A 17,603-nucleotide genomic window follows, 5' to 3' on the forward strand; every position below is an offset into this window, starting at 1 on the left:
CCCTGTTGCCCGTCTACACTCGAATCATCCTCCCAAGCCATGACGAGACAGTGATGCCCAGACTGACGGCCGCGCTTTTGCTGTCATTGATCACCTGGACCGCAACAGCTGGCGCGTTGACGCTCACCGATGAGGAGCTCCGCTGGCTCAAGGACCACCCCGACCTGCGCCTGGGTATCGACGCCTCATGGCCGCCGTTTGAGTTTCGCGACGATCAAGGCCGCTATCAGGGCCTGGCCGCCGATTACATCGAGATCATCCGTGAACGCTTGGCTGTCAGGCTCACGCCCATCGAGCCCGGCCAGCTGGACTGCCGTGCTCGAGCAGGTCGTACAGGGCAAGATCGACCTATTGCCGGGCATCATGTCCACCCCGGAACGCCAGAATTACCTGGCATTTACCCGCCCCTACCTGGATTTCCCCATTGTCATCCTGGCCCATCGCGGTGGCGCCCAGCCCCACAGCCTCAAGGAGCTATACGGGCTGAAAATCGCCGTAGTGGAGAACTATGCCCCCCATGAATTGCTGCGCAACCATCATCCCGACCTGAACCTCGTGGCGCTGCCCAACGTCAGTTCAGCCCTGCAAGCGCTGGCAACCGATGAAGTGGACGCGGTAGTGGGCGATCTGGCTTCCAGTGTCTGGAGCCTGCGCCAGCTCAAGCTCGAAGGTCTCTATGTCAGCGGGGAAACGCCCTATCGCTATCAATTGGCAATGGCCGTTCCTCGCGACAAACAAGGTATTGGTGGGCATCCTGGACAAAGTCCTGGCAGACATGAGCCCGGCCGAGGTCGCCGAGATCCAGCAGAAGTGGATCGGCAATGTGCACGACTATCGCCAGCTCTGGTCAGACTTACTGTTTTACGGCCTGCCTGCGCTGCTGCTCCTGGTCGGCATATTGGCGGTGGTGATTCGCATCAATCGCCGACTCAGCTCGGAAATCGCCCGGCGGGTCGAGCTTGAGCAGGAGCTTCGTAGCAGCGAATACCATTACCGCGGGTTGGTGGAGAGCCTGTCGGCCATTGCCTGGGAAGCAAGGGTCAGCGATTTCACCTACAGCTACGTGTCGCCTCACGCCGAAGACCTCTTGGGCTATCCCCTCTCCCATTGGCTGGTCCCCGGCTTCTGGCGCAACATCATTCATCCGGCCGACCTGATCCGCGCCCAGACCTACTGCGATCATGAAGTGCTGGCGGGTCGCGACCACTGCATTGATTACCGGGTAATCACGGCCGATGGTCGCTGCCTGTGGGTGCGCGACATCGTCAGCCTGATCGAGCACGGACACGAACCGCTGATGCGCGGATTGATGATCGATATCAGTGAAGCCAAGCGCACCGAGGAAGCACTGCGTCTTTCGGAGCAGAAATTTGCCTCGGTGTTCCGCCAGTGTCCGGACATCCTGGTGATTGCACGGCTGTTGGACGGTTGCCTGCTGGAGGTCAACAAGGCCTTCGAAGAGCAGATCGGCCTGAGTGCCGCAGAAGTGGTGGGGCGCAACGCAACCGAACTGAATATCTGGGGCATCCAAGGCGTGGGGCCGAGCCTGTTGCAGCGTTTGCAGGCCGGCAGTATTCGCAACCTGGAAATGCCCTTTCGCCGAAACAACGGCCAGGTGTTCACCGGGCTGATCTCCGCTGAGCCCTTTGACCTCGACACAACGCCAGCCCTGGTCGTGGTGGTACGAGACATCAGCCAGCTCAAGGAAACCCAGCAGCAATTGCAGACGTCCGAAGAGAAGTTCGCCAAGGCGTTCCACGCCTCGCCCGATGGCCTGCTGCTGTCCCGGCAAAGCGACGGTTTGCTGATTGAAGTCAACGAAGGGTTCAGCCGCATTACCGGCTTCAACAGCGCCCTGTCGGTGGACCGCTCCACCCTGGACCTGGGCATTTGGGTCAATCTCAACGAGCGCAAGCAGATGCTCGACCTGCTGAAACGGGACGGCTTCGTCAGGGATTTCAGCTGCCATATCCGTCGCAACGACGGGCAGATACGGCTCTGCGAAGTGTCCAGCCGCCCACTGCCCATCGGCAACGAAGACTACATGCTGACCATCGCCCGGGACATTACCGAACGCCACATGATGCAGGAAAAACTGCAACAGGCCGCCACCGTGTTTGAGAGCACTGCCGAGGGCGTGCTGATCACCGATACCCAACAACATATCAGTGCCGTGAACCGAGCCTTCACTGAAATCACCGGCTACAGCGAAACCGAAGCCTTGGGCCACACACCCCGGCTGTTGGCTTCCGGCCTGCATGACAGCGCGTTTTACGCGGCAATGTGGCACCAGTTGACCGCGGAGGGGCACTGGCAGGGAGAGATCTCCAACCGGCGCAAGAACGGCGAGCTGTACCCCAGTTGGCTGACCATCAGCGCGGTACGCAATCGGGACCGACAAATCACCCATTTCGTCGCGGTCTTCGCCGACATCTCCAGTCTCAAGCACGCCCAGGCCCGGCTCGATTACCAGGCTCACCACGACCCGCTGACGGGCCTGCCCAATCGCACGCTGTTCGAAAGCCGCTTGCTGGCGGCTCTTAACAGCCAGCAGGAAAACGGTAGCCAGGGTGCCGTGCTGTTCTTGGACCTGGACCGCTTCAAGCACATCAATGACAGCCTCGGACACCCGGTCGGCGACCTGCTGCTCAAGGGCATCGCCGTGCGCTTGCGCGAGCAGTTGCGCGACATCGACACCGTGGCGCGCCTGGGCGGCGACGAATTCATTATCCTGCTGCCGGGCCTGCAGCAGCCCAGCGATGCCGAGCACATCGCCCAGAAACTGTTGAACTGCTTTACCGCACCTTTCCAGGCCGGCGAGCACGAGTTCTTCATCAGCGCCAGCATCGGCACCAGCCTCTACCCGCAGGATGGCTGCGACGTCGCCACGCTGGTCAAGAATGCCGACGCGGCGATGTACCGCTCCAAGGCCAAGGGCCGCAATCGGGTGGAGAAATACACCCGCGACCTCACCGCCCAGGCCAGCGAGCGCGTGGCCTTGGAGCACGAACTGCGCCGCGCGATTGAACGCAACGAGCTGTCACTGTCCTTCCAACCGAAAATCAGCCTCGTCGACAACCGACTGGTGGGCGCCGAGGCGCTGATTCGCTGGTATCACCCGACATTTGGCGATGTCCCGCCCGAACACTTCATCCCGTTGGCGGAAGAAAACGGCATGATCCTGCAAATTGGCGACTGGGTACTGGAGCGCGCCTGCCGGCAACTGTGCGAATGGAACAGCACTTACGAAAGCCTAGGCCCACTGTCGGTCAACCTGGCCGGCGCCCAACTGCGCCAACCCAACTTGCTGGGGCGAATCGAGCAACTGCTGCGCGAGCACCAGCTCCAGCCCGACTTATTGCAACTGGAGATTACCGAGAACTTCATCATGAGCCAGGCCGAAGAGGCCCTGACGGTGCTGCACCAACTGAAGAACCTCGGCGTGCAACTGGCCATCGACGACTTCGGCACGGGCTACTCCTCCCTGAGTTACCTCAAGCGCCTGCCGCTGGACATCCTCAAGATCGACCAGTCCTTCGTCCGTGGCCTGCCCGACGACCCCCACGACGCGGCCATCGTGCGGGCAATCATCGCCCTGGGTCGCAGCATGCAATTCACCATCATCGCCGAGGGTGTCGAAACCCTGGCCCAGCAGCAATTCCTGACCGAAGAAGGTTGCGAACAGATCCAGGGCTACATCGTCAGCCTGCCCCTGTGCGCCGACGAGTTTGCCGCAACGTTTCTTCGTGTGACCGTATCGGATTTTTCGGATAGCACAGCCGAGAAACCGTCGCTATAATCCGCGACCTACTGAGGGCCTATAGCTCAGTTGGTTAGAGCAGAGGACTCATAATCCTTTGGTCCACGGTTCGAGTCCGTGTGGGCCCACCATCTTGAAAGCCGCGCATTGCGCGGCTTTTGCGTATACAGCGTCCTCCCGCTAGCATCTTTCACTCCATTACGATAAACGCCCCCTCCCTCACCGAGACGCCCATCATCGCCACCACCAGCCTCCCCCGACTGTTTCTTGAACTGTTCTGGCAACTCGGCATCCTCCTGGTGCCGGCCTTTTTCGTCACCATACTGCCGCCCCCTTTGGCTTTGCTGGCGGTGGTGTGCCTCGGGCTGCTGATGGGCCTGGCCGCTCGCCTGGGCTTTTTGGAGATGGGCCGAGGCGTTGCGCGATTGACGGTCGGCGCCGTGTTCGGCCTGGGCTTCAGCCTGGGCCGGGCGTTGCCCGAGTGGTGGGGCATCCTGGTGGCGATCTTCGGCATCATCGTCGGGCTCGCCTGCGTCAGTCGCTGGGAACGGCGCCTTGGGTTGGCGCCCGTTTCCAGCAAAGGGCCGAGTGCCTGGGGTGGAAACGAGCCGCTGTTGACCCCTGAAGGCGAACCGATCCGGGTCTTCAACCACGGCGAGATCGCCATGGGCGGCCCGACGTATTGCGACTATCTGTTTCCCGACGGTGTGCTCCTGCAAGGCATTGGTTCCTCGGCAGTGTTCTCCAGCGACGGGCGCTACTTTGCTGCACCGGTGCCGTCCCGACAGGCATGGGGACTGGTGGTCCTCGACCGTCAGCAACGCCTGTTGTACCGCTGCGCCGACAGCGAACTCTGGGAGTTGGACGCTTTTGACCTCGACCGGTTGAGCGGACGCCATAGCCCGCTGGTGGATAACAGCATTCGCGAAACCCGACTCGATGAGCTGCTGCAAACGGCTAGCGTCACCCCTCTGGTGCCTGTCGCCGACCTGTGGCTTGAAGCCGACTGGCATCCTGAGCAGACCTTTGAACGGCGCTCCACTGATGGCCAGCAGTGCCTGCTGGGTAATATCTCATTGCCCTCTACCTTTCGTGACTTGGCCCAGCCATTGGATCCCCTGCTTTCGCCGCGCTATACCGTCAGCGTCAACGGGCAACCGTCCGATCTGCTGATGGCGACAGACGCACCGCTGATATGGAGCACCGATCAACGCGCTCTGGTGTGCCTGGCCCAGGAACAAGGCGGTCAAGCGGAGGGCGACCAGTATTGGTTGTGGCGGCTCGACACCGGCTGGCGCGCCCTGCCCTCGCCCTGGGTAAAGAGCGCCGCGGAACCGTCCTTCTACTGGCATGAACTGCTGGGCCTCGACGCCGACCATGTGCGTATCGGCGCGTACCTCGATTATCCGCGCCCAGGATCCGGCCTTTATGGCTATCGCCTGGACAGTATCCATGGCGATACCGAAACCCAGACCGGTCATGACGCCCAGGGGCGCGTGCAGGTCGGTGAGTTCACGCTGACCCGCATGGCGATTGTGATGCCGCTGGACAGCAAGGGCCGGCGAGGCGATTCCTGCATCGAGACGCAACCGTTGCAGGGCGACGTGCGCGCTGTCCTGACATGGCTCGGTGACAATCGCGAAGGCCTGGGTGGCTATCGCTGCAGGATCGGCGACTGGTCCGTGCCTGGAACCTGGTTGCTGGATCATCGGGTCTCCGAATGTGGGCGCTACCTGGCGCTGCTACCCTTCGACGGTTCAACGACCGTTACAACCCACGCGGTGGTAGCAGACTTGCAGGAGCAACGCTTGCTGGAAGGACCTGCGATGTGGGTAGAGCGAATACTCGATTTTCGCGATGGTCGGCTGAGCCTGGCGGTCGTTCAAGGTCGGCTGGATAACAATAGGGAAAGCAGCCCGATGCAGCGATTCAACGTCGCCGCGCCGGAGGTTGGCAGCGACTCGTCCTTTTTTCGTCCAAACGAACAATCCCGACTGTTCTACAACACGGTGCAGTTGCAACCGACAGCGTCACAGCTCAGCACCGTCGAGCCTTGGCGCCTGGTGGATCGCCCGCAAGCGGCCACCGCCGAGGGTGATTTCATCCAACCTGCACCGAATGATCAGGATGCCGCCTGGCTGTTCGGCAGCGAGACGGAATACGCCGACAGCTGGGTACGTGCCGGTACGCCCCGTCTCGGCGGGCACCTGCTAACGGCCTCGGGTTGCGCATTGGTTGATCTGGCACCCTCGATGGTCTGGTCACCCAACAGCCGCTATCTGGCGCTGACCTGTATGGCAACCGATGTGGCAGAACAGTGTGGAAGCTACCGGGGCTGGCAATTGCTGCTCCTCGATGTCCAGGCGCATACGCTGCGGATACATCCGCAATGGTTGGGCAATCGGCCTCAGTTCGAAAGCTTCGACGAAGAACACGTGCAGATACGGTGTTTCGAGCACGATTGGGAAACCGAAAGCAGCGAGGATCAAGGCTCGGTGCAGTCGGTCTTGCTGGACGTTCTATTGCAATTGCCCGCTGAACAACTGATTTGCCAGGAAGGTATCTGGCTCAGGTCGTCCCAGGCGGACCTCGCCTTTGCGTGGCGAGCACTGGCGTTACCCGCCATCCGCTATTTCGAGCGCGGGAGCCTGTAACATGCTCGCCATCGATGCCTGCGCCGGAGCCCCCCTTTGACTGACACCCGCCCTCCCGTCCTCGACGAAATCGACCGGCAACTGATCGCGGCGCTGCAAATCAACGCCCGGGAAAGCGTCGCTATGCTCGCCCGGCAACTGGGCATCGCCCGCACGACCGTGACCTCGCGGCTGGCGCGCCTGGAAAAGACCAAGGTGATTACCGGATATGGCGTGCGCCTGGGCCAACGGGTGATTGACGGCGGTTTGCAGGCTTACGTCGGCATCAAGGTCCAACCGCGCTCGGGCAAGGACGTGCTGCGACGCTTGAGCGCCATGGCCCAGGTCCAGCAGCTGTGCGCGGTCAGCGGTGAGTTCGACTACGTCGCCTGGTTGCGCACGGAATCACCGGAGCAACTGGATCAGTTGCTGGACCAGATCGGCAGCGTGGACGGAGTGGAGAAGACCACCACCTCGATCATCCTCAGCAGCAAGATCGATCGGGGCCAGCCGGTCTAGGGCCTGTGACTTACCTTGTGGGAGCGAGCTTGCTCGCGATGGCGTTGATTCAGCCACATCTTCATGACTGACAGACCGCTATCGCGAGCAAGCTCGCTCCCACAGAGAACCTGCTTCGTCATTACGACTCATCAAAACGTCAAAGTGACTGCAAGCCGCTCAAAACGACGACATATTGTGTCTTATTAACGTGTTCCACCCTCCCTAGAATGGCTGGCATCTTTCCTATACTCAGACGCGAACACCGCGTCGAGTCGCCCAGCAAGGTCCGCCATGAACAAGCACAATCGCCACCCAGCAGACGGTAAGAAGCCCATCACCATTTTCGGGCCGGACTTTCCTTTCGCTTTTGACGACTGGATCGAGCACCCGGCTGGCCTGGGCAGTATTCCCGCCCACAACCACGGTACGGAAGTGGCGATTGTCGGTGCCGGGATCGCCGGTCTGGTGGCGGCGTACGAGCTGATGAAGCTGGGGCTCAAGCCCGTGGTCTACGAAGCATCGAAGATGGGTGGGCGCCTGCGCTCACAGGCGTTCAACGGCGCCGAAGGGGTGATTGCCGAATTGGGCGGTATGCGTTTTCCGGTGTCGTCCACCGCGTTCTACCACTACGTCGACAAGCTGGGCCTGGAGACCAAACCGTTCCCCAACCCGCTGACCCCGGCGTCCGGCAGCACGGTCATCGATCTGGAAGGCCAGACCTATTACGCACAGAAATTGGCGGACCTTCCTGCGCTGTTCCAGGAAGTCGCCGACGCCTGGGCCGATGCGCTGGAGGATGGTTCGCGCTTCGGCGACATCCAACAGGCAATCCGCGACCGCGACGTGCCACGCCTCAAGGAACTGTGGAACACCTTGGTGCCGCTCTGGGATGACCGCACCTTCTACGACTTCGTCGCCACCTCCAAGGCGTTCGCCAAGCTCTCGTTCCAGCACCGCGAAGTGTTCGGCCAGGTCGGTTTCGGCACGGGTGGCTGGGATTCGGATTTCCCCAATTCGATGCTGGAAATCTTCCGCGTCGTGATGACCAACTGCGACGACCACCAGCATCTGGTGGTCGGCGGCGTCGAGCAGGTGCCCCACGGCATCTGGAACCACGTGCCGGAACGCTGTGCGCACTGGCCCGAAGGGACCAGCCTGAACTCGCTGCACCTGGGCGCCCCACGCAGCGGCGTGAAGCGTATTGCCCGTGCGGCCGATGGCCGTTTCAGCGTGACGGACGTTTGGGAAAACACCCGCGAGTACGCCGCTGTGCTGGTCACGTGCCAGAGCTGGCTGCTGACCACCCAGATCGAATGTGAAGAAGCGCTGTTCTCGCAAAAAATGTGGATGGCCCTGGACCGCACCCGCTACATGCAATCGTCGAAGACCTTCGTGATGGTCGACCGGCCGTTCTGGAAGGACAAGGACCCGCAAACCGGTCGCGACCTGATGAGCATGACCCTGACCGACCGTCTCACTCGTGGCACCTACCTGTTCGATAACGGCGACGACAAGCCAGGGGTGATTTGCCTGTCGTATTCCTGGATGAGCGATGCGCTGAAAATGCTTCCGCATCCGGTGGAAAAACGCGTGAAGCTGGCCCTCGATGCCCTGAAGAAGATCTACCCCAAGGTGGACATCGCCGCCCGGATCATCGGTGATCCGATCACCGTGTCCTGGGAAGCCGACCCGCATTTCCTCGGTGCATTCAAAGGCGCCCTGCCCGGCCACTATCGCTACAACCAGCGCATGTACGCGCATTTCATGCAGGACGACATGCCGGCCGAACAACGCGGGATCTTTATCGCCGGCGATGACGTCTCATGGACACCCGCCTGGGTCGAAGGCGCGGTACAGACCTCACTCAATGCCGTGTGGGGAATCATGAAGCACTTCGGCGGTGAAACTCACGCCGAGAACCCGGGTCCAGGTGATGTGTTCCACGAGATCGGTCCGATCGCCCTGCCCGAATAAAAGGAGTTTTCGATGCGCGTAGCCCTCTACCAATGCCCACCGCTGCCACTGGATCCGGCCGGCAACCTGCAACGCCTGCATCAGGTGGCGCTGGAAGCCAGGGGCGCCGATGTGCTGGTGCTGCCGGAGATGTTCATGACCGGCTACAACATCGGTGTCGATGCGGTGAATGTACTGGCCGAGGTCTACAACGGCGAGTGGGCGCAACAGATCGCCCGCATTGCCAAGGCGGCCGGCCTGGCGATTGTCTATGGCTACCCTGAACGCAGCGAAGATGGGCAGATCTACAACGCCGTGCAACTGATCGACGCCCAGGGCGAGCGCCTGGCCAACTACCGCAAGAGCCACCTGTTCGGCGACCTCGATCACGCCATGTTCAGCGCCGGCGACGCCGCGCTGCCCATCGTCGAGCTCAACGGCTGGAAACTCGGCCTCTTGATCTGCTACGACCTGGAATTCCCGGAAAACGCCCGACGCCTGGCCCTGGCCGGTGCCGAGCTGATCCTGGTGCCAACCGCCAACATGCAGCCCTACGAATTCATCGCCGACGTCACCGTGCGTGCCCGGGCCATCGAGAACCAGTGTTTCGTGGCGTACGCCAACTACTGCGGCCACGAAGGTGAATTGCAGTATTGCGGCCAAAGCAGCATCGCCGCACCGAACGGCGGTCGCCCGGCGCTTGCGGGGCTGGACGAGGCCTTGATCGTCGGTGAACTGGATCGACAACTGCTGGACGACTCCCGCGCGGCCTACAACTACCTGCATGATCGCCGCCCCGAGCTTTACGACGACCTGCACAAACACTGATTGAGGATTGAGAAAGGGCCCTGATCCGCTAGCATGGGCGCATCCTTGTTTTGGAAGCGCCCATGCCGGTCCCCGATTCCCTCCGCCCCCACACTGAAACCCTGGTCAACGGCTTGCGGGTGACCCTTGCGTCATGTCCCGGGTCTCAAGCGCAGCGCCGCGGTACTGCGCGTCGCCGCTGGCAGCCATGATGCACCTCTGGCTTGGCCGGGCATGGCGCACTTGCTCGAACATCTACTCTTCCTCGGCACCGAACGGTTTCCCGCCGGGGAAAACCTGATGGCCTACGTGCAGCGGCACGGCGGTCAGGTCAATGCACGCACCAGTGAACGCACCACGGATTTTTTCTTCGAGCTCCCTCCCGCAACCTTCGCCGACGGGTTGCAACGGCTGTGGGACATGCTCGCTCAGCCACGCCTGGATGAAGCTGATCAATTGCGCGAACGGGAAGTGCTGCACGCAGAGTTCATCGCCTGGTCCCAGGATGCAGCCGCCCAGCGACAGCTTGCCTTGTACGACGGCGTGTCAGCGTCCCACCCGCTGCGGGGCTTTCATGCCGGCAATCGCGACAGTCTCGCGGTGGAGCACGCAGAATTCCAAACGGCATTGCACGACTTCTATCGCCGTTTCTACCAAAGCGGCCAGATGATCCTGAGCCTGGCCGGCCCGCAAAGCATCGAGACCTTGAAAGCGCTGGCGGAACAGTTCGGCAGCCATGTACCGACCGGTGAAGTGGTTGCCAGACTCTCGCCGCCTAAGCTGATGGCGTCGTCCCAGACAAGTTATCAACAGGTCCGCGAAGGTTGTCTCGATTTGCTGTTCGCCTTCGAAGCGTTGCCCGCCGCCTCGCCCCAAGCCCTGGACTTTCTCTGCACGTGGCTGAACTCCAGCAAACCGGGTGGCCTGCTTGCCACGTTGCGTCAGCGTGGCCTGGCGGACAGCCTCAAGGCCACCGCATTGTATGAGTTTGCCGACCAGGCGCTGCTGCACATCGAATGCAAGCACGGCAACGCGCAGGCGGCGGTGCAAATCGAGCCGTTGCTGCACGACTGGTTAGGCTTCTTTGCCGCCCAGGATGACTGGGCACCGTTGCGCCAGGAATTCACCGCGCTGTTGCAGCGTCGACAGGAGACAGGATCGGCCTTGCAGTTGGCCCGCTGGGACGGTGAAGGACGTGACGCGCCGCTGCTGGCAAATGACCTCGTTCGGCTCAGGGAAATCCTCAGGCAACTGCACCCCGTCGAGAACGCCGTGGAACCCTGGCAATTGCCCGCGCCCAATCCGTTCCTGCAAACACCCAGCGAAGCGCCTCGCGCCGGGCTGATACGCGGCCAGACCAGCGCCCACCGCGGCTTGCGCACCTTCGCCCAGGATCGCTCCCGGGGCCGGCGGGAACGCTCGCCCATGCAGTTCAGCCAGGCGCTGCCAGACAACGGTCGTGAAGGCGCGGTGTACCTGCGCTGGCAACTGACGACCCAGGCACCGCTCGACGTTCAATCCAGGCTCGACCGGCAGCTGCAGGATGTGCGTGAAGATGCAGGCCAGGCCGGCGTGGACGTCAGTTTCGAAGCGTCCGCTCATCAATGGCTGTTGAAATTGGTCGGTTTGCAGACGCCGGTGCCACTGGTGCTTGAACACGTTCTGGCGAAGCTTGCCCAACCGCTGTCAATGGCCCGGACCGGTGACGCCCCCCCGTCGATGCCGATTCGACAGCTGTTGAAGGCGCTGCCGAATCATTGCCGGCAATCGTCAGTGTTGCCATTGCCCGACAGCGACCAGAACGTGTGGACAACGGCCCGCTGGGACGGGCTGTCCATCGGTCTGTCGGCCGCCACCCAAGGGGCGCTTGGCCCAGCGCTGGCCCGTGTACCGGGTATTGCCGGCGTGGACGTCAGCCTTGCGACGGCGTCGCGTAGGCAACGCATCTGGCATAGGCGCCAGACCCACGGTGAAGAATCGGCCGTGTTGCTGTTTTGCCCGACGGCCACCCTGGCGCTGGCAGACGAAGCCGCCTGGCGGTTGCTGGCGCAGCTGTGCCAGACGCCGTTCTACCAGCGCCTGCGCGTCGAGTTGCAGTTGGGTTATGCGGTGTTCAGCGGCTTGAAGCAGGTCGACGGGCAAACCGGGTTGCTGTTCGGCGTCCAGTCGCCCAGCTTCTCGGCGGTGCAGTTGATCGCCCACATCGAGCAATTCCTGGCTGGGTTACCGGCGCTGATCCAGCAGTTCGATGATTCCTCCCTGAGCGGCCAGCAGCAGGCGCTCGCCGCCCAGCTCCAAAGCACCGCCCTGCCCTTCGCCCAGGCCGCCGAACTGCTCTGGCAAGGCAAGCTGGTCGGCCGCCCGTCGGATTATCTTGAGCAACTGTCCGCTGCCATCCTGTGCCTGGATCGCGCCCAGCTCGAGACTGCCGCCCAGGGTTTAATCGATGCGCAAGGGGGATGGCATTGCCTGAGCAACGGCACCTGCCCGCCAGAACACTGGCAAGGGGCGCAGTGATCATTGCAGCCGCTGTAATGAGCTTTCTTCGAGAATCGCGGCGAACGAATTTGTCAGATTTAGTAACATAGGCGCCTAAGCATCTGAACATCTCCGAACGGAGGTGGACTATATGTATAGATCTCACCCGTTCCATCGAACCAAAGTCCCCCAACCAAAGGAGTATTCCCATGTCCTGGTCCAAACCCGCATATATCGACCTGCGTATCGGTTTCGAAGTCACTATGTACTTCGCCAGCCGCTGATTGCCGCGGGCGGTTAAGCACGCAGCACTACGCCTCGGTCAGCCGGGGCGTTTTTTATTTCGGTTTGCAGATGGAGCAGCCATGTTTGTCCAGATTCTAGGTTCCGCCGCCGGCGGCGGTTTCCCCCAGTGGAACTGCAACTGCGCCAACTGCGCAGGTTTTCGCAACGGCAGCCTGCGGGCCCAGGCGCGTACCCAGTCGTCCATCGCCCTGTCCGATGACGGCGTGAACTGGGTGCTGTGCAACGCCTCCCCGGACATTCGTGCCCAGCTCCAGGGCTTTGCCCCAATGCAGCCTGGCCGAGCCCTGCGCGACACCGGAATTGGCGCGATCATCCTGATGGACAGCCAGATCGACCACACCACCGGCCTGCTCAGCCTGCGTGAGGGTTGCCCCCACCAAGTCTGGTGCACCGACATGGTCCATGAAGACCTGAGTACCGGTTTCCCGCTGTTCAACATGCTGACCCACTGGAACGGCGGGTTGAGCTGGAACCGCATCGAGCTCGACCAGAGTTTCATCATCCCGGCCTGCCCGAACCTGCGGTTCACCCCGTTGCCATTGCGCAGCGCCGCACCGCCCTATTCACCGCACCGCTTCGATCCGCACCCGGGCGACAACATTGGCCTGATCATCGAAGACCTGCGCACGGGCGGCAAGCTGTTCTACGCCCCGGGCCTGGGCCAGGTTGACGGGGCGTTGCTGGAGATCATGGCCGACAGCGATTGCCTGTTGGTGGACGGCACGATGTGGGACGACGATGAAATGCAGCGCCGTGGCGTCGGCACGCGCACCGGTCGGGAAATGGGTCATCTGGCACAGAACGGTCCCGGCGGAATGATCGAAGTGCTGGAGCAACTGCCCTTGCCGCGCAAGATCCTTATTCATATCAACAACACCAACCCGATCCTCGACGAAGACTCACCCGAGCGGGCTGAACTTGTACGCCGAAAGATTGAAGTGTCTTACGACGGAATGAGTATTGAGTTGTAGGAAAGGCGGGACGATTGTGGGAGCGGGGTTGTGGGATCTCAGCCGCCATTGATGCTGGCTGACCGGACGCTATCGCGAGCAAGCTCGCTCCCACAGTAGTCCGAGTCGTACTGGCTACCTGATTCACAGCAAAACCCGTGTGGGAGCGAGCTTGCTCGCGATGAGGCCAACCCTGACGCCACAGAACCCACAGGCATTCCCTGGAGACCGAAATGACTGACACCCCCCTGTCCCCCGCCGAGTTCGAAGCGGCCCTGCGTGCCAAAGGCGCGTATTACCACATCCATCACCCCTACCACGTGGCGATGTATGAAGGCCGTGCCACTCGCGAGCAGATCCAGGGCTGGGTCGCGAATCGTTTCTACTATCAAGTGAACATCCCGCTCAAGGACGCCGCGATCCTGGCCAACTGCCCGGACCGGGAAATCCGTCGCGAGTGGATCCAGCGCCTGCTCGACCATGACGGCGCACCCGGCGAAGACGGTGGCATCGAAGCCTGGCTACGGCTGGGCCAAGCGGTGGGCCTGGATCCCGATCAACTGCGCTCTCAGGAATTGGTGCTGCCAGGGGTTCGTTTTGCGGTGGATGCCTACGTCAACTTCGCCCGCCGGGCCTGCTGGCAGGAAGCCGCCAGCAGCTCGCTGACCGAACTGTTCGCCCCGCAAATCCACCAGTCGCGCCTGGATAGTTGGCCCCAGCATTACCCATGGATCGACCCGGCCGGCTATGAATACTTCCGCACCCGCCTGGGCCAGGCCCGGCGTGACGTGGAGCATGGCTTGGCGATCACCTTGCAGCACTACACCACCCGCGCAGGGCAGGAACGCATGTTGGAGATTCTTCAGTTCAAGCTGGACATCCTCTGGAGCATGCTCGACGCCATGACCATGGCCTACGAATTGAACCGCCCGCCCTATCACACCGTGACCGACCAACGGGTTTGGCACAAAGGAATTACCTTATGAGTTTCGACCGCAGCCAAACCCCGCGCTGGCGCCCCGGCTATCGCTTCCAGTACGAACCGGCCCAGAAAGGCCACGTGCTGCTCTATCCTGAAGGCATGATCAAGTTGAACGACAGCGCTGCACTGATCGGTGGCCTGATCGACGGTGAGCGGGATGTCGCGGCGATCATCGACGCGTTGGCCAAGCAGTTTCCCGACGTGCCTGAACTCGGTGATGACATCGAGCAATTCATGGAGGTCGCCCGTGCACAGCACTGGATCGAACTTGCCTGACACTACCGGCCTGCCGCCCAAGCCGGAAGTCGGCCTGCCGCTGTGGCTGCTGGCCGAACTGACCTATCGCTGCCCATTGCAATGCCCGTACTGCTCCAACCCGCTGGACTTCGCCGAGCAGGGCAAGGAGCTGAGCACCGAGCAGTGGTTCAAGGTGTTTCGCGAAGCCCGGGAGATGGGCGCCGCGCAGTTGGGTTTTTCCGGTGGCGAGCCGTTGGTGCGCCAGGACCTGGCCGAGTTGATTGCCGAGGCGCGCAGGCTGGGTTTCTATACCAACCTGATCACCTCCGGCATCGGCTTGACCGAACAGAAAATCAGCGATTTCAAAAAGGCCGGCCTGGACCATATCCAGATCAGTTTCCAGGCCAGCGACGAGCAGGTGAACAACCTCTTGGCCGGCTCGAAGAAAGCCTTCGCGCAGAAACTGGAAATGGCCCGGGCGGTGAAGGCCCACGGCTATCCGATGGTGCTGAACTTCGTGACCCATCGGCACAACATCGACAAGATCGACCGCATCATCGAGTTGTGCATCGCCCTGGAAGCCGACTTCGTCGAACTCGCCACCTGCCAGTTCTACGGCTGGGCGCAGCTCAACCGTGTCGGCCTGCTGCCCACCCGGGAACAATTGGTGCGTGCCGAGCGCATCACCAATGAATACCGTGCCAAGCTGGAAGCTGAAGGTAATCCGTGCAAGTTGATCTTTGTCACGCCGGACTACTATGAAGAACGCCCCAAGGGCTGCATGAACGGCTGGGGCAGCATTTTCCTCACCGTCACACCGGACGGCACGGCATTGCCCTGTCACGGTGCCCGACAATTGCCGGTGCAGTTTCCCAATGTGCGCGACCACAGCATGCAGCATATCTGGTACGACTCGTTCGGCTTCAACCGTTTCCGCGGTTATGACTGGATGCCCGAACCGTGCCGCTCCTGCGATGAAAAGGAAAAGGACTTCGGCGGCTGTCGCTGCCAGGCGTTCATGCTCACGGGGGACGCCAGTAATGCCGACCCGGTGTGCAGCAAATCCGAGCACCACGGGGTGATTCTCAAGGCGCGTGAAGACGCCGAACACGCCACGCAAACCATTGAACAGTTGGCCTTTCGCAATGAACGAAACTCACGCCTCATCGCTAAAGGCTGAGCCTTTCAGCGCCGCCCAGGCGGTTGCCGCCGGCACCGACTTCGCCGAACTGCAGGTCGGGCCCCAGGGCTTGTTCTGGAATGAATACCGCCCCGCGGACGGTGCCTGTCGGCTCTGGCATTGGCAAGATGCCATGCCCCGCTGCCTGACGCCGGACGGGTTCAGCGCGCGCAGCCGGGTCTATGAATACGGCGGTGGATCATTCTGCCTGAGCCACGACGGTGTGCTGTTCGTCAATGAGGCCGACCAGCAGCTGTATCACCAATCCCTGAACGACGAACACCCCGTGGCGCTGACCTCCGGTGAGTGCCGCTACGGGGATCTTGGTTTCGCCGACGGCCAGGTACTGGCGGTGGAAGAACAAGCCAACCAGCATCGCCTGGTGTCGATCGGGTTGGCGGATCATCAACGACATCTGCTGGCCGAAGGCGCCGATTTCTACGCCTCGCCGACCCTGAGCCCGGACGGTCAGCGGCTCGCCTGGATTGAGTGGAGCCGCCCGCATCAACCCTGGACAGCAACGCGGTTGATGTTGGCCGAGCGCAATGCTTCGGGCTGGGGAGAGCCGCGCTGTGTCGCGGGCAACGGTGAAGAAGAGTCCATCCAGCAACCGCGCTTCGACACGGCCAGTCGCCTTTATTGCCTGACTGATCGCGGTGGTTATTGGCAGCCCTGGAGGGAGTCGGCTCAAGGCCTGGAACCACTGCCCGCCGCCGAAGCCGATCACGCCCCGGCGCCATGGCAACTGGGAGGCTGTACCTGGCTGCCGCTGGATGAACGCACCTACCTGGCGAGTTGGACCGAAGCGGGTTTCGGGCGTCTGGGCCTGTGTCGCGATGACCAGGCCGGTGAGGACTTCACCGGCACCTATAGCCGCTTTCGCAGCCTGGCGCTGGATGAGCGGTTCATCTACGCCGTTGCCGCCTCGCCGACCCGCCCAGCGGCAGTCATTGCCATCGAGCGGCAGAGTCATGAAGTGGCGGTGCTGGCCGGCGGCGTCGCGCCATTGCCCGACGAACAGATCAGCCGTCCTCGGACCCTGCGCTATCCCTCCGGGTCAGGTGAGGCCCACGGGTTCTTTTACCCGGCCATGAATGCACCCTCGAAACCGCCATTGGTGGTGTTCATTCATGGCGGCCCCACCTCAGCCTGTTATCCCCTGTTCGATCCGCGTATCCAGTATTGGACCCAGCGCGGCTTTGCCGTTGCCGATCTCAATTACCGCGGCAGCAGCGGCTATGGCCGGGCCTATCGGCAGGCGTTGCATTTGAACTGGGGCGTGGTGGATGTCGAGGATGCCTGTGCGGTGGTCGCCTACCTGGATGAACAAGGCCTGATCGACGGCCGTCATGCGTTCATCCGCGGTGGCAGTGCCGGTGGCTACACGACCCTCTGCGCCTTGGCGTTCCATGAGGTATTCCGGGCCGGCGCCAGCCTCTATGGCGTGAGCGACCCCGTCGCCCTCGGCCGGGCCACGCACAAGTTCGAAGGTGATTATCTGGACTGGCTGATCGGCGACCCGCAGCAGGACGTTGAACGCTACCGCGCCCGTACCCCGCTGCTGCACGCCGGGAACATCCGCGTGCCGGTGATCTTTTTCCAGGGTGAGCTGGACGCCGTGGTGGTACCGCAGCAAACCCGCGACATGGTCAGTGCCTTACAGGCCAACGGCGTTGCGGTCGAGGCGCACTACTATCCGGATGAGCGCCACGGTTTTCGCAAGGCTGCGAACCAGGCGCATGCTTTGGAGCATGAGTGGTTGTTTTATCGCAAGGTGATGGACGGCGATCTATAGGAAGCCAAGCAAACTGTGGGA

10 protein-coding genes, 1 tRNA gene and 2 pseudogenes are annotated in these 17,603 nt (G+C 61.9%); all 13 read left to right on the plus strand.

The window, feature by feature from the left end; all coding sequences use genetic code 11:
• The first annotated feature begins 53 nt into the window (after positions 1-53).
• The 13 genes and pseudogenes from PSH84_RS25940 to PSH84_RS26000 all read left to right on the plus strand — a co-directional run bounded on the left by PSH84_RS25940 (position 54) and on the right by PSH84_RS26000 (position 17,582).
• Positions 54-3,799: pseudogene (locus tag PSH84_RS25940) on the plus strand (EAL domain-containing protein).
• A 15-nt stretch (positions 3,800-3,814) separates the two neighbouring features.
• Positions 3,815-3,891: transfer RNA gene (locus PSH84_RS25945), tRNA-Ile, on the plus strand.
• Positions 3,892-3,963: 72 nt separating this feature from the next.
• Positions 3,964-6,414 (plus strand): hypothetical protein, encoded by a 2,451-nt coding sequence (locus tag PSH84_RS25950; RefSeq protein WP_439800570.1) that lies wholly within the window; start codon positions 3,964-3,966, stop codon positions 6,412-6,414.
• Positions 6,415-6,450: 36 nt separating this feature from the next.
• Positions 6,451-6,912 (plus strand): Lrp/AsnC family transcriptional regulator, encoded by a 462-nt coding sequence (locus tag PSH84_RS25955; protein WP_053125954.1) that lies wholly within the window; start codon positions 6,451-6,453, stop codon positions 6,910-6,912.
• A 273-nt stretch (positions 6,913-7,185) separates the two neighbouring features.
• Positions 7,186-8,868, plus strand: coding sequence for a flavin monoamine oxidase family protein (locus tag PSH84_RS25960; RefSeq protein WP_305481983.1), 1,683 nt, complete (start codon positions 7,186-7,188; stop codon positions 8,866-8,868).
• 12 nt (positions 8,869-8,880) lie between these two features.
• Positions 8,881-9,675, plus strand: a complete 795-nt coding sequence (locus tag PSH84_RS25965; protein ID WP_122566671.1) for a carbon-nitrogen hydrolase family protein — start codon at positions 8,881-8,883, stop codon at positions 9,673-9,675.
• A 62-nt stretch (positions 9,676-9,737) separates the two neighbouring features.
• Positions 9,738-12,171 (plus strand): annotated as a pseudogene (pqqF, locus tag PSH84_RS25970) (pyrroloquinoline quinone biosynthesis protein PqqF).
• Between the two features lie 170 nt (positions 12,172-12,341).
• Positions 12,342-12,416 (plus strand): pyrroloquinoline quinone precursor peptide PqqA, encoded by a 75-nt coding sequence (gene pqqA / locus PSH84_RS25975; RefSeq protein ID WP_003177660.1) that lies wholly within the window; start codon positions 12,342-12,344, stop codon positions 12,414-12,416.
• 81 nt (positions 12,417-12,497) lie between these two features.
• Positions 12,498-13,409, plus strand: coding sequence for a pyrroloquinoline quinone biosynthesis protein PqqB (gene pqqB / locus PSH84_RS25980; RefSeq protein ID WP_122566669.1), 912 nt, complete (start codon positions 12,498-12,500; stop codon positions 13,407-13,409).
• Between the two features lie 212 nt (positions 13,410-13,621).
• Positions 13,622-14,374, plus strand: a complete 753-nt coding sequence (gene pqqC / locus PSH84_RS25985; RefSeq protein ID WP_305468686.1) for a pyrroloquinoline-quinone synthase PqqC — start codon at positions 13,622-13,624, stop codon at positions 14,372-14,374.
• On the plus strand, positions 14,371-14,646 hold the full coding sequence (gene pqqD / locus PSH84_RS25990) for a pyrroloquinoline quinone biosynthesis peptide chaperone PqqD (RefSeq protein WP_122566667.1): 276 nt from the start codon (positions 14,371-14,373) through the stop codon (positions 14,644-14,646). Before pqqC ends, pqqD begins: the two co-directional genes overlap by 4 nt.
• Positions 14,618-15,787, plus strand: a complete 1,170-nt coding sequence (gene pqqE / locus PSH84_RS25995; RefSeq protein ID WP_305468687.1) for a pyrroloquinoline quinone biosynthesis protein PqqE — start codon at positions 14,618-14,620, stop codon at positions 15,785-15,787. Before pqqD ends, pqqE begins: the two co-directional genes overlap by 29 nt.
• Positions 15,753-17,582, plus strand: coding sequence for an alpha/beta hydrolase family protein (locus tag PSH84_RS26000; RefSeq protein WP_305468688.1), 1,830 nt, complete (start codon positions 15,753-15,755; stop codon positions 17,580-17,582). The genes pqqE and PSH84_RS26000 overlap by 35 nt, the downstream gene beginning before the upstream one ends.
• The last annotated feature ends 21 nt before the right edge of the window (positions 17,583-17,603 follow it).

The sequence above is a fragment of the Pseudomonas beijingensis genome (assembly GCF_030687295.1).
Lineage (GTDB): Bacteria > Pseudomonadota > Gammaproteobacteria > Pseudomonadales > Pseudomonadaceae > Aquipseudomonas > Aquipseudomonas beijingensis.